Source organism: Pseudomonas sp. B8(2017) (assembly GCF_002113575.1).
In the GTDB taxonomy this organism is placed as follows: domain Bacteria; phylum Pseudomonadota; class Gammaproteobacteria; order Pseudomonadales; family Pseudomonadaceae; genus Aquipseudomonas; species Aquipseudomonas putida_Z.
Genome location: NZ_NEIO01000001.1, coordinates 18,950 through 32,366, shown reverse-complemented (window position 1 = coordinate 32,366; position 13,417 = coordinate 18,950). Strand labels below are relative to the sequence as shown.

Annotated in this window: 14 protein-coding genes; all 14 read right to left on the bottom strand. The window is 60.0% G+C overall.

What is annotated here, in order from left to right:
• Positions 1–59 precede the first annotated feature (59 nt).
• On the bottom strand, positions 60–1,895 hold the full coding sequence (glmS, locus tag CAG22_RS00145; protein WP_085703943.1) for a glutamine--fructose-6-phosphate transaminase (isomerizing): 1,836 nt from the start codon (positions 1,893–1,895) through the stop codon (positions 60–62).
• 3 nt (positions 1,896–1,898) lie between these two features.
• Positions 1,899–2,675 (bottom strand): DeoR/GlpR family DNA-binding transcription regulator, encoded by a 777-nt coding sequence (locus CAG22_RS00140; protein ID WP_015268400.1) that lies wholly within the window; start codon positions 2,673–2,675, stop codon positions 1,899–1,901.
• Between the two features lie 306 nt (positions 2,676–2,981).
• Positions 2,982–4,349 carry a bifunctional UDP-N-acetylglucosamine diphosphorylase/glucosamine-1-phosphate N-acetyltransferase GlmU gene (gene glmU, locus CAG22_RS00135; protein WP_085588874.1) on the bottom strand — a complete coding sequence of 456 codons (1,368 nt, stop codon included), beginning with the start codon at positions 4,347–4,349 and terminating at the stop codon, positions 2,982–2,984.
• Positions 4,350–4,470: 121 nt separating this feature from the next.
• Positions 4,471–4,890 (bottom strand): F0F1 ATP synthase subunit epsilon, encoded by a 420-nt coding sequence (locus CAG22_RS00130; protein ID WP_003260039.1) that lies wholly within the window; start codon positions 4,888–4,890, stop codon positions 4,471–4,473.
• A gap of 43 nt (positions 4,891–4,933) precedes the next feature.
• Positions 4,934–6,310, bottom strand: coding sequence for a F0F1 ATP synthase subunit beta (gene atpD / locus CAG22_RS00125; protein WP_013974904.1), 1,377 nt, complete (start codon positions 6,308–6,310; stop codon positions 4,934–4,936).
• A gap of 27 nt (positions 6,311–6,337) precedes the next feature.
• Positions 6,338–7,198, bottom strand: coding sequence for a F0F1 ATP synthase subunit gamma (gene atpG, locus CAG22_RS00120; RefSeq protein ID WP_013974905.1), 861 nt, complete (start codon positions 7,196–7,198; stop codon positions 6,338–6,340).
• A gap of 48 nt (positions 7,199–7,246) precedes the next feature.
• Positions 7,247–8,791 carry a F0F1 ATP synthase subunit alpha gene (atpA, locus tag CAG22_RS00115; protein WP_013974906.1) on the bottom strand — a complete coding sequence of 515 codons (1,545 nt, stop codon included), beginning with the start codon at positions 8,789–8,791 and terminating at the stop codon, positions 7,247–7,249.
• 21 nt (positions 8,792–8,812) lie between these two features.
• Entirely contained in the window at positions 8,813–9,349 is a 537-nt protein-coding gene (locus tag CAG22_RS00110) for a F0F1 ATP synthase subunit delta (protein ID WP_003253191.1), read from the bottom strand.
• A gap of 12 nt (positions 9,350–9,361) precedes the next feature.
• Positions 9,362–9,832, bottom strand: a complete 471-nt coding sequence (locus tag CAG22_RS00105; protein WP_003260032.1) for a F0F1 ATP synthase subunit B — start codon at positions 9,830–9,832, stop codon at positions 9,362–9,364.
• A gap of 56 nt (positions 9,833–9,888) precedes the next feature.
• Entirely contained in the window at positions 9,889–10,146 is a 258-nt protein-coding gene (atpE, locus tag CAG22_RS00100) for a F0F1 ATP synthase subunit C (protein ID WP_003097235.1), read from the bottom strand.
• 144 nt (positions 10,147–10,290) lie between these two features.
• Positions 10,291–11,160, bottom strand: a complete 870-nt coding sequence (gene atpB, locus CAG22_RS00095) for a F0F1 ATP synthase subunit A (RefSeq protein ID WP_003260030.1) — start codon at positions 11,158–11,160, stop codon at positions 10,291–10,293.
• Positions 11,161–11,176: 16 nt separating this feature from the next.
• A complete protein-coding gene (locus CAG22_RS00090) occupies positions 11,177–11,584 on the bottom strand; it encodes a F0F1 ATP synthase subunit I (protein ID WP_008092225.1) in 408 nt (135 codons plus the stop codon).
• Positions 11,585–11,733: 149 nt separating this feature from the next.
• Positions 11,734–12,606 (bottom strand): ParB/RepB/Spo0J family partition protein, encoded by an 873-nt coding sequence (locus CAG22_RS00085; RefSeq protein WP_075046821.1) that lies wholly within the window; start codon positions 12,604–12,606, stop codon positions 11,734–11,736.
• A 9-nt stretch (positions 12,607–12,615) separates the two neighbouring features.
• Positions 12,616–13,407: a ParA family protein gene (locus CAG22_RS00080; protein ID WP_012274913.1), complete on the bottom strand. Its 792-nt coding sequence runs from the start codon at positions 13,405–13,407 to the stop codon at positions 12,616–12,618.
• Positions 13,408–13,417: the final 10 nt, after the last annotated feature.

Sequence of the window (13,417 nt, the reverse complement as noted above, 5' to 3'; positions counted from 1 at the left end):
TTCTCCTGTAGGAGCGGCCTTGTGTCGCGATGGGGCGCAAAGCGCCCCTGGCTTCTGGCTTACTCGACCGTAACCGACTTGGCCAGGTTACGCGGCTGGTCCACGTCGGTGCCCTTGAGCACGGCGACGTAGTAAGACAGCAGCTGCAGCGGGATGGTGTACAGGATTGGCGCCAAGGCGTCGGCGATGTGCGGCACCTTGATCACGTGGGTACCTTCGCCATTGGTCATGCCGGCCTGCTCGTCTGCAAACACTACCAGCTCGCCACCACGGGCGCGTACTTCCTGCAGGTTGGACTTCAGCTTCTCCAGCAGTTCGTTGTTCGGCGCAACGGTTACCACCGGCATGTCGTTGTCCACCAGCGCCAGCGGGCCGTGCTTCAGCTCGCCTGCCGGGTAGGCTTCGGCGTGGATGTAGGAGATTTCCTTGAGCTTGAGCGCACCTTCCATCGCCACCGGGTACTGCGCACCGCGGCCGAGGAACAGGGTGTGGTGCTTGTCAGCGAACAGCTCGGCGATTTTCTCGACGGTGGCGTCCATGGCCAGGGCTTCGCCCAGGCGGGCCGGCAGGCGGCGCAGTTCTTCGACCAGCCCGGCTTCGACGCCGGCTTCCAGGGTACCGCGCACCTGGCCCAGGGCCAGGGTCAGCAGCATCAGCGAAACCAGCTGAGTGGTGAAGGCCTTGGTCGAGGCCACGCCGATTTCCGGGCCGGCCAGGGTCAGCAGGGTCAGGTCCGACTCACGCACCAGCGAGCTGATACCGACGTTGCAGATCGCCAGGCTGCCGAGGAAGCCCAGCTCCTTGGCGTTGCGCAGTGCGGCCAGGGTGTCGGCGGTTTCGCCAGACTGCGAGATGGAGACGAACAGGGTGTCCGGCTGCACTACCACCTTGCGGTAACGGAACTCGCTGGCCACTTCGACCTGGCACGGGATCCCGGCCAGGCTTTCCAGCCAGTAACGGGCGACCATGCCGGCGTGGTAGCTGGTACCGCAGGCAACGATCTGCACGTTACGCACCTTGGCGAACAGTTCGGCAGCCTGCGGGCCGAAGGCCTGGACCATCACGTTGTCCTTGCCCAGGCGGCCTTCCAGGGTGCGCTGCACCACGCTTGGCTGCTCGTGGATTTCCTTGAGCATGAAGTGGCGGTAGGTGCCTTTGTCGGCAGCTTCGGCACCTTCGTGGTACTGCACGGTTTCGCGCTGGACCTTGTGGCCATCCTGGTCCCAGATGGAGACCTGGTCACGGCGGATTTCAGCAATGTCGCCTTCTTCCAGGTACATGAAGCGGTCGGTGACCTGGCGCAGGGCCAGCTGGTCGGACGCCAGGAAGTTCTCGCCCAGGCCCAGGCCGATGACCAGCGGGCTGCCACTGCGTGCGGCTACCAGGCGGTCAGGCTGCTTGGCACTGATCAGCGCCAGGCCGTAAGCACCATGCAGGCGCTTCACCGCAGCCTTCAGGGCATCGGTCAAGTCCGGAACGCTCTTCAGGGTATGGTGGATCAGGTGGACGATGACTTCGGTATCGGTCTGCGAAGTGAAGACATAGCCAAGGCCCTTCAGCTCTTCGCGCAGTTCTTCGTGGTTCTCGATGATGCCGTTGTGCACCACGGCCACTTCATTGCCCGAGAAGTGCGGGTGGGCGTTGCCCTCGGTCGGCGCACCGTGGGTGGCCCAGCGAGTGTGGGCGATGCCCAGCTGGCCGGCCAGTGGCTCGGCGGCAACAGCGGCTTCCAGTTCACTGACCTTGCCGATACGGCGACGGCGCTGCAGTTCACCGTTCTGGGTGAGGACGGCCAGGCCGGCGCTGTCGTACCCGCGGTACTCAAGACGCTTGAGGCCTTCGATCAGGATGGCTGTGATGTTGCGCTCGGCGACGGCACCAACGATTCCACACATGGTTTATTGCTCCTGGCTGATCGCGGCGCAGATCAGGTTGATGCCGCGGGCTTGAATTTGTTCGCGTGCCGCTGCAGGCAGGCGTTCGTCAGTAATAAGGGTGTGCACGCTGCCCCAGGGCAGCTCGAGGTTGGGGATCTTGCGCCCTACCTTGTCCGATTCGACCATCACGATCACTTCACGGGCGACTTCGGCCATGACCCGGCTCAGCCCGAGAAGTTCGTTGAAGGTGGTGGTACCACGACCGAGGTCGATGCCGTCGGCGCCGATGAACAGCTGGTCGAAATCGTAGGAGCGCAACACCTGCTCGGCCACCTGGCCCTGGAACGACTCCGAATGCGGGTCCCAGGTGCCACCGGTCATCAGCAGCACCGGCTCGTGTTCGAGGTCGCAGATAGCGCGGGCCACGTTCATCGAATTGGTCATCACCACCAGGCCAGGATGGCGCCCCAGTTCGGGGATCATGGCTGCCGTGGTGCTACCGCTGTCGATGATGATGCGCGCATGTTCGCGGATACGTGCCACGGCGGCGCGGGCGATGGCCTTTTTATAGGAAGACACCGGCTGGGCAGGTTCACCGAGCAACTCTTGTGGCACCGGGACCGCGCCACCGTAGCGCCGTAGCAACAGGCCGTTGGTTTCGAGGGCAGCGAGGTCCTTGCGGATGGTGACTTCCGAGGTAGCGAAACGCTTGGCCAACGCGTCCACACTCACCTCGCCCTGCTCGCTGAGCAAAGCCAGGATGTTGTGCCGCCGCTGAGGGGTGTTTCGTTTCGACATGAGCGCTTAAGTTTCGATTCGAAAGATAATGGTGGCAATCAAAACCTAAGATGAGCGATTCGTCAAGGTGTCACTGCCTGTGGATAGTTTCTTCCGGCAATCGCCATGCCCTTGTGGGAGCGGCCTTGTGTCGCGAAAGGGCCGCAAAGCGGCCCCAATGATTTCACAGGTAACGCGAATATTGCCGGGGCTGCTTCGCAGCCCTTTCGCGACACAAGGCCGCTCCCACAAGTAACACCAAACGACCAAGAAAAAAGCCGACTTATTCACATAAGTCGGCTTTCGATCGAAACAGCTGTGTATAACTCAGCTCTTCTTGATCTTCTCCGGCCGCTTCCAACCCGAGATGTTGCGCTGACGGGCACGAGCCACCGCCAGGTCGCCTGCCTCCACGGTCTGGGTGATGGTCGATCCGGCAGCAGTGGTCGCACCAGCCTTGATTTCCACAGGCGCTACCAACGAGTTGTTCGAGCCGATGAACACGTCCTCGCCCATCACGGTCTTGAACTTGTTGGCGCCATCGTAGTTGCAGGTGATGGTGCCGGCGCCGATGTTGGTGCGTGCACCGATTTCGGCATCGCCCAGGTAAGTCAGGTGACCGGCCTTGGCGCCTTCCCCGAGGTGGGCGTTTTTCAGTTCGACGAAGTTACCCACATGGGCCTTGGCGTCCAGCACACTGCCCGGGCGCAGGCGGGCGAACGGGCCGGCATCGCTGCCCTCGCCCATCACGGCGCCTTCGAGGTGGCTGTTGGCCTTGACCACTGCGCCTTTGCGCAGGGTGGTGTTCTTGATCACGCAGTTAGGGCCGATCTGCACATCGTCCTCGATGACCACCTTGCCTTCGAGAATCACGTTGATGTCGATCAGCACATCACGGCCAACGGTCACTTCACCGCGGACATCGAAGCGCGCCGGGTCGCGCAGGGTCACACCCTGGGCCATCAGGCGACGGCCTTCGCGCAACTGGTAGTGGCGCTCCAGCTCCGACAACTGGCGGCGGTCGTTGGCACCTTGCACTTCCATCGGGTCGTGCGGCTGTTCGGTAGCCACCACCAGGCCATCGGCCACAGCCATGGCGATGACGTCGGTCAGGTAATACTCGCCCTGAGCGTTGTTGTTCGACAGACGGCCCATCCAGTCGGCCAGGCGCGCGGCTGGCAGGGCCAGAATACCGGTGTTGCCTTCCTTGATCGCTTTCTGCGCATCGTTGGCGTCCTTGTGCTCAACGATGGCGGTCACCTTGCCCTGCTCGTCACGCACAATGCGGCCATAGCCGGTCGGGTCGTCGAGGGTCACCGTGAGCAGGCCCAGCTGCTGCTCGTTGGCCTTGGCCAGCAGACGCTGCAGGGTTTCCACTTCGATCAACGGCACATCACCGTACAGCACCAGCACGGTTTCGGCGGTCAAGCCCGGTAGTGCCTGGGCAACCGCATGGCCGGTACCCAGCTGCTTGTCCTGCATGACGAAGTTCAGGTCGTCGGCGGCCAGGCGCTCGCGAACCAGCTCGGCCCCATGGCCAATGACCACATGAATACCTTGCGGCTGCAGCTGGCGCGCGCTGTGGATAACATGGCCGAGCATGGAGTTGCCGGCTACCGGGTGCAGCACCTTGGGCAGCGCCGAGCGCATGCGGGTGCCTTGGCCGGCGGCGAGAATAACGATATCGAGTGACATTACTGGCTACCAATCCTGGGTGGTCAGTGAAATGACCGGGGGGAGAAATCAGAAAAAGAAAAAGGGTAGCCGAGGCTACCCTTTTACTCAATCGCTACAGAAGTTATCAGCCGAGGGCCGATTACTTGCCTCTGCGCATTTGCTGGACGGTACGCAGCTGAGCTGCGGCCTCGGCCAGACGTGCGGCGGCGGCGCCGTAGTCGAAGTCCGCGCCTTTCAGATTCAGGGCGTTCTCGGCAGCCTTGAGGGCTTCCTGAGCCTGAGCTTCATCCAGGTCTGCAGCACGTTGCACGGTATCGGCAAGCACCTTGACCATGTTCGGCTGAACCTCGAGGAAACCACCAGAGATGTAAAACACCTCTTGGGCGCCACCCTGCTTGGTCAGCGTGATCGGACCAGGCTTGAGATTGGTGATCAGCGGCGCGTGACCCGGAGCGATACCAAGATCACCTAGGTTACCGTGCGCAACTACCATCTCGACCAGGCCGGAGAAGATCTCTCCTTCCGCGCTGACGATATCGCAATGGACTGTCATAGCCATCTGCTTGCCTCAACCTGATAGCGCCCCTTGCGGGGCGCAGGAATTACAGTTTCTTGGCTTTCTCGATCGCTTCGTCGATGCTGCCGACCATGTAGAACGCCTGTTCTGGCAGGTGGTCGTAGTCACCTTTGAGGATGCCGCTGAAGCCAGCGATGGTGTCTTTCAGGGAAACGTACTTGCCTGGCGAACCGGTGAAGACTTCGGCCACGAAGAACGGCTGCGACAGGAAGCGCTGGATCTTACGAGCGCGGGCTACCAGTTGCTTGTCGGCTTCGGACAGTTCGTCCATACCCAGGATCGCGATGATGTCCTTCAGCTCTTTGTAGCGCTGCAGAACATACTGAACGCCACGAGCGGTCTCGTAGTGCTCGTTGCCGATCACGTTCGGGTCCAGCTGGCGCGAAGTCGAGTCCAGTGGGTCGACCGCTGGGTAGATACCCAGGGAGGCGATGTCACGGGACAGAACGACGGTGGCGTCCAAGTGGGCGAAGGTGGTCGCTGGCGACGGGTCGGTCAAGTCGTCCGCAGGTACGTATACGGCCTGAACGGAGGTGATCGAACCTTCCTTGGTGGAGGTGATACGCTCTTGCAGAACGCCCATCTCTTCAGCCAGGGTCGGCTGGTAACCTACTGCCGAAGGCATACGGCCCAGCAGTGCGGATACTTCGGTACCGGCCAGGGTATAACGATAGATGTTGTCGACGAACAGCAGAACGTCGTTACCTTCGTCACGGAACTTCTCGGCCATGGTCAGGCCGGTCAGCGCTACGCGCAGACGGTTTCCTGGTGGCTCGTTCATCTGACCGTAGACCAGCGCTACCTTGTCGAGAACGTTGGAGTCCTTCATCTCGTGGTAGAAGTCGTTACCCTCACGAGTACGCTCACCCACACCAGCGAACACGGAGTAACCGCTGTGTTCCATGGCGATGTTACGGATCAGTTCCATCATGTTTACGGTCTTGCCGACACCGGCACCACCGAACAGACCAACCTTACCACCCTTGGCGAACGGGCAAACCAGGTCGATAACCTTGATGCCGGTTTCCAGCAGGTCGTTGCCGCCTGCCTGGTCAGCGAACGAAGGCGCTGGCTGGTGGATACCGCGACGCTCTTCTTCGCCAATCGGGCCGGCCTCGTCGATCGGGTTGCCCAGTACGTCCATGATACGGCCCAGGGTGGCCTTACCAACAGGAACGGAAATGGCAGCGCCGGAGTCAACGACTTCCAGACCGCGCTTCAGGCCTTCGGTCGAGCCCATCGCAATGGTACGAACCACGCCGTCGCCCAGCTGCTGCTGAACTTCCAGGGTGGTTTCCGCGCCTTGTACTTTCAGCGCGTTGTAAACACTCGGCACGACGTCACGTGGGAATTCCACGTCGATGACGGCGCCGATGATTTGAACGATACGTCCGCTACTCATAGCTGGATCCTCTGAATATTTGAACCGTTAAACCGCGGCAGCGCCGCCGACGATTTCCGAGATCTCCTGGGTGATCGCAGCCTGACGCGCCTTGTTGTAGATCAACTGAAGCTCTTTGATCAAATCACCGGCGTTGTCTGTGGCGTTCTTCATGGCGATCATCCGGGCCGCTTGCTCAGCAGCGTTGTTCTCGACCACCGCCTGGTACACCTGCGACTCCACGTAACGCACCATCAAGCCGTCCAGCAGCTCTTTTGCGTCGGGTTCGTACAGGTAATCCCAGTGATGCTTGAGATCCTGATCCGGGGTTGCCACCAACGGTACCAATTGCTCGACCGTTGGCTTCTGGGTCATGGTGTTGATGAACTTGTTCGAAACCACCGAGAGGCGATCGATACGGCCGTCCAGGTAGGCGTCCAGCATCACTTTGACGGAGCCGATCAGATCGTTGATCGATGGCTCTTCGCCCAAGTGGCTGATCGCGGCTACGACGTTGCCGCCAAAGATGCGGAAGAAAGTCGCACCCTTGCTGCCGATCACGCACAGGTCGATTTCCACGCCCTGTTCGCGGTTTTCGTTCATGTCCTTGACCAGGGCCTTGAACAGGTTGGTGTTCAAGCCACCGCACAGACCACGGTCACTGCTCACCACGATATAACCGGCGCGCTTTACAGGGCGCTCGATCATGAACGGGTGGCGGTATTCCGGGTTGGCGTTGGCCAGATGACCGATCACCTGGCGGATACGCTCCGCGTAAGGACGGCTAGCAGCCATGCGCATTTGTGCCTTGCGCATCTTGCTGACCGCCACTTTCTCCATGGCGCTGGTAATTTTTTGCGTGCTTTTGATGCTCGCAATCTTACTGCGAATCTCTTTTGCGCCTGCCATGTATCACCTATCAGGTTAGCAAGCGGGGGCCTGAGCCCCCGCTGCGGCTTACCAGGTCTGGGTGGCCTTGAACTTCTCGATACCGGCTTTCAGGCCTGCGTCGATTTCGTCGTTGAAGTCACCCTTCACGTTGATCTTCGCCATCAGTTCAGCGTGATCACGGTTGAAGAAGGCGATCAGTGCTTGCTCGAAGCTACCGATCTTGGAGACTTCTACGTCAGTCAGGAAGCCACGCTCAGCGGCGTACAGCGACAGGGCCATGTCCGCGATGGACATCGGCGCATACTGCTTCTGCTTCATCAGCTCGGTAACGCGCTGACCATGCTCCAGCTGCTTGCGGGTCGCTTCGTCCAGATCGGAAGCGAACTGGGCGAATGCAGCCAGTTCACGGTACTGAGCCAGAGCGGTACGGATACCACCGGACAGCTTCTTGATGATCTTGGTCTGAGCGGCACCACCTACGCGGGATACCGAAACACCGGCGTTCACTGCAGGGCGGATGCCCGAGTTGAACATGGCCGATTCCAGGAAGATCTGACCGTCGGTGATGGAAATCACGTTGGTCGGAACGAACGCGGAAACGTCGCCAGCCTGGGTTTCGATGATCGGCAGGGCGGTCAGGGAACCGGTTTTGCCAGTCACTGCACCATTGGTGAACTTCTCGACGTACTCTTCCGAAACGCGCGATGCACGCTCCAGCAGACGGGAGTGGAGATAGAACACGTCACCTGGGTACGCTTCACGTCCTGGTGGACGGCGCAGCAGCAGGGAGATCTGACGGTAGGCAACGGCCTGCTTGGACAGGTCATCGTAAACGATCAGGGCGTCTTCACCGCGGTCACGGAAGAACTCGCCCATGGTGCAGCCGGCGTATGGCGCCAGGAACTGCAGTGCGGCGGATTCCGAAGCACTGGCAACGACCACGATGGTGTTGGCCAGGGCACCGGCTTCTTCCAGCTTGCGAACGATGTTGGCAACGGTGGAACGCTTCTGGCCGACAGCAACATAAACACAGAAAATACCGGAGTCTTTCTGGTTGATGATGGCGTCGATGGCCATGGCGGTCTTGCCGATCTGACGGTCACCAATGATCAGCTCGCGCTGGCCACGGCCGACAGGGATCATGGCGTCGACGGACTTGTAGCCAGTCTGTACAGGCTGGTCTACCGACTTACGCCAGATCACGCCTGGAGCGACCTTTTCGACCGCGTCGGTTTCGGTGGTGGTCAGAGGACCTTTGCCATCGATCGGGTTACCCAGAGCGTCGACGACGCGGCCCAGCAGGCCTTTGCCGACCGGAACTTCCAGGATGCGACCGGTGCACTTGGCGCTCATGCCTTCGGCGAGGGTGTCATAGGCACCCAGGATCACTGCACCAACGGAGTCTTGCTCCAGGTTCAGGGCCATGCCGAATACGCTGCCAGGGAACTCGATCATTTCGCCGTACATGACGTCGGCCAGACCGTGGATCCGCACGATACCGTCGGATACCGAAACAACGGTACCTTCGTTACGGGCTTGGGAGCTCACATCGAGGTTGTCGATGCGGCCCTTGATGATTTCACTAATTTCGGAAGGATTGAGTTGCTGCATTGCTCTGCTGCCCCTTCAAACTCAAGATTTCAATGCTTCGGCCAGTTTCGCGATTTTGCCGCGAACAGAGCCATCGATTACCAGGTCACCAGCGCGGATGACGACGCCGCCAATCAGGCTGGCATCCTCCGACGCGTGCAGGCGCACTTCCTGGCCTAACCGTGCACTGAGAACCTTGGCGAGTTTGTCTTGCTGTTCTTGGTTCAACGCGAAGGCACTGGTGACTTCCACGTCCACGGATTTCTCTTGCTCGGCCTTGTACAGGTCGAACAGGGCGGCAATCTCCGGCAGAAGCAGGAGACGGTCGTTTTCCGCGGCAACATGAATGAAATTCTGTGCCTGTGCATTGAACTTGTCACCGCACACGTCAATGAACGTGGCGGCCTTTTCTGCGCTCGTCAGTCGCGGGGCCTTGAGCAGGCGCTGCATGGTGTCGTCTTGCGACACCGCAGCAGCCAGGCCGAGCATGGCTGACCAATTGGCCAGTTGCTGATGGGCCTGGGCATGCTCAAAGGCAGCCTTAGCGTAAGGTCGGGCCAACGTGGTCAGTTCTGCCATGATCGCCCTCGCTTAAATTTCAGCGGCCAGTTTGTTAACCAGCTCCGCATGCGCGTTTTGATCGATTGTGGCGCCAAGGATCTTTTCAGCACCACCAACGGCCAGGGCACCCACTTGGGCACGCAGGGCGTCTTTAGCGCTGTTCAGTTCCTGTTCGATCTCGGCCAGAGCCTGAGCTTTCACACGGTCAGCTTCGACGCGGGCCTGATCACGGGCTTCCTCGACAAGCTGAGCAGCGCGTTTCTTGCTTTGCTCGATGATTTCGGCTGCCTGTGCTTTAGCTTCACGCAGTTGCTGACCCGCTTTCTCTTGGGCCAGCTCCAGGTCGCGAGCTGCGCGGTTGGCAGCGTCCAAGCCGTCGGCAATCTTCTTTTGGCGCTCTTGCAGGGCAGTGATGACCGGAGGCCATACATACTTCATGCAGAAGAGTACAAAAATCAGAAAAGCAACGGATTGGCCAATCAGGGTTGCATTAATGTTCACGCCAACACCTCGCTCGGTCTTAATTCATACAGCCATCAACTCGTGGTGACGAGTGATTAGCCGGCGATCTGACCAACGAACGGATTCGCGAAGGTGAAGAACAGAGCGATACCAACACCGATCATGGTTACGGCGTCGAGCAGACCGGCAACGATGAACATTTTAACCTGCAGCATCGGAACCATTTCTGGTTGACGAGCAGCGCCTTCCAGGAACTTGCCGCCCAGCAGGCCGAAACCAATGGCGGTACCCAGAGCACCCAGGCCGATCAGCAGAGCAACAGCGATAGCGGTCAGACCAACTACAGTTTCCATCTTTCCTCCCGACTTTTACGTCGTATTGGTTAGGTTTTTAGTTTGAAGCGGTAAAACAAATCGTTTGGTACAGCATGCCCTTGCGGACTTTTTAAGCCCTCCCCCCGAACAGGCGGGGAAGGCTATCAGACACGCCAGGCGGTCTTAATGGTTATCTTCGTGAGCCATCGACAGGTAGACGATGGTCAGCATCATGAAGATGAAAGCTTGCAGGGTGATGATCAGGATGTGGAACACAGCCCACGCCCATTGCAGCACCACACCCAGGCCGCTGAGCCACAGCAGGCCGGAGCCGAACATTACAGCGATCAGGATGAACACCAGTTCGCCGGCATACATGTTGCCGAACAGACGCAGTGCCAGCGAGATCGGCTTGGCGATCAGGGTGACGAATTCCAGCAGGAAGTTGACCGGAATCAGCAGGATCTGAACGAAGATGTTCTTGCTGCCGAACGGGTGCAGGGTCAGCTCACCGATGAAGCCGCCCAGGCCCTTGACCTTGATGCTGTAGAAGATGATCAGGGCGAACACGCAGAAGGCCATGGCCAGGGTCGCGTTCGGGTCGGTGGTCGACACGGCGCGGAACGGAATGTGCGGGTCACCGGAGATCAGGATGGCCAGCTGAGGAATCCAGTCGACCGGTACCAGGTCGACGGCGTTCATCAGGAATACCCAGACGAAAATGGTCAGCGCCAGCGGAGCGATTACCGGGCTACGGCCGTGGAAGGAGTCCTTCACGCTGCCGTTGACGAAGTCCACCATCACTTCTACGAAGTTCTGCAGGCCGCCAGGTTGGCCGGAAGTCGCCTTCTTGGCCGCCATGCGGAAGATGAACAGGAAGATCAGACCCAGCGCGACGGACCAACCCAGGGTGTCCAGGTGGAACGCCCAGAAGCCCATTGCCTTGGCTTCTGCAGCCGAATGGGCGAAGCCCCAGCTGCCGTCTGGTAGTTGACCGTAGGTCAGGTTCTGCAAGTGGTGCTGGATATAGCCCGAAGCGGTTTCTGCTGCCATGGTTGCCTCAAACGCCCTAAGGTCTCGAAAGTCTTTTATTCATCAGCAGGGGCGCGAACCAGCTGACCAAAAGGGTCAACACGAAGACGCCGAATACTGCTAACGGCGCCAGTGGCTTCACTCCTGCGAAGGTCAGTGCAAAAAGCACTGCCGTCAAAATCATCTTGCCTGCCTCGCCAGCGTAGAACGACTTGACGATGGCTTGTGCCGCCCGGGCCCCGCTGAAGCGAAAAGCCTTCCAGGCGAAATACACATTGGGTAGCCAGGCAATCAAACCTCCGCAAAGGCCTGAATATCCACTGACCGCCCCTTTCCACTGCCACAACACCAACGTTGCCAGCAGCAGTACGACGAATTGAGCCAGCAGTACCGGGAAAACCGCCCAGCGATGGAAAGGCAGGCGGTTTGGCGTGCGGATTTCCATCACAACTGCTCCTCGGAAGTCGACCAGCAAGTCAGTTATGACTTGGCATAATTTGTGCCGACAAAATGCGCGCAGAGTATAGGGGTGGATTAACCCCTATTCAACTATTCGGTAGTGATTTCCGACTGCGCGCTACAACGGGAATTGTTTCAGCGGATGTGAGCAAGCACGCCTTGCAACTCGTCAAGCGAGTTGTAGCGAATAACCAATTGGCCTTTGCCCTTGTTGCCATGGCGGATCTGCACGGCCGAGCCCAGGCGCTCTGCGAGCCGCTGTTCAAGGCGTGCGATATCCGGATCAGGTTTGCTCGGTTCGACAGGATCAGGTTTGTCGCTGAGCCACTGACGAACCAGTGCCTCGGTTTGGCGCACGGTGAGGCCACGTGCGACAACATGACGCGCCCCCTCTTCCTGGCGGTGTTCTTCCAGGCCGAGCAATGCACGGGCGTGGCCCATCTCCAGGTCGCCATGGGCGAGCATGGTCTTGATCGCGTCAGGCAGGGTGATCAGGCGCAGCAGGTTGGCCACGGTTACCCGCGACTTGCCCACGGCATCGGCCACCTGTTGCTGGGTGAGCTCGAACTCCTGCTGCAGGCGCTGCAGGGCCAGGGCCTCTTCCAGCGGGTTGAGGTCTTCGCGCTGGATGTTCTCGATCAGCGCCATGGCGATGGCGGCTTCGTCGGGCACTTCGCGGACCATCGCCGGGATCTTGTCCAGGCCAGCCTGCTGGGTGGCGCGCCAGCGGCGCTCACCGGCGATGATCTCGAAGCGGTTGCCATCGATCGGGCGCACCACGATCGGTTGCATCACGCCATGGTTGCGAATCGAGTGCGCGAGCTCTTCCAGCGCCTCCGGGTCCATGTCCCGGCGCGGCTGGTACTTGCCACGCTGGATCAGCTCGACCGGCAGGTGTTGCAGTTCTTTCTGGTCGATCTTCACAGCCTGCTCTTCGAGCGCGCTGACGGAAGGACCACTGAGCAGTGCATCCAACCCACGTCCGAGACCCCGTTTCTTGACGGCCATACGGATTCCTTAAGTTGTTTGTGCAGTGCGTGATTGACGGCGTTGACGGCGTACCAGTTCCCCGGCCAGCGCCAGATAAGCCAGCGCGCCTCGCGATTGCTTGTCGTAGGCCAGGGCCGGCATGCCGAAGCTCGGGGCCTCGGCCAGGCGAATGTTGCGCGGAATGACCGTGTCGTACAGCTGCGGGCCAAAGTGCTCCTTCAGCTGCGCCGAGACATCGTTGTTCAGGCTCAGGCGCGGATCGTACATGGTCCGCAGCAGGCCCTCGATCTTCAGCTCCGGGTTCAACCGGGCGGCGATGCGCTTGATGTTATCCACAAGGTCGCTGAGACCTTCCAGTGCGTAGTACTCGCACTGCATCGGGATGATCACGCCATCGGAGGCGACCAGGGCGTTGAGCGTGAGCATCGACAGCGACGGCGGGCAGTCGATGAGGATGTAGTCGTAGTTCTCGCGAATCGGCGCCAAGGCGTTGCGCAGGCGGCTCTCCTTGACCTGCATTTCCAGCAGCACCACTTCGGCGGCGGTCAGGTCACGGTTGGCCGGCAGCAACTGGAAACCACCGTGCTCGGAGTAATGCATGGCCTGGGCCAGGTCGCATTCCCCGATCAACAGGTCGTAGACCGAGTGCTCGAGCTCGTGCTTGTCCACACCGCTGCCCATGGTGGCGTTGCCCTGCGGATCGAGGTCGATCAGCAGCACACGACGCTTGGTCGCGGCCAGCGAGGCGGCGAGATTGATACAGGTGGTTGTCTTGCCCACACCACCTTTCTGGTTCGCGATTGCGAATACCTTAGCCATTGTTGCGTGT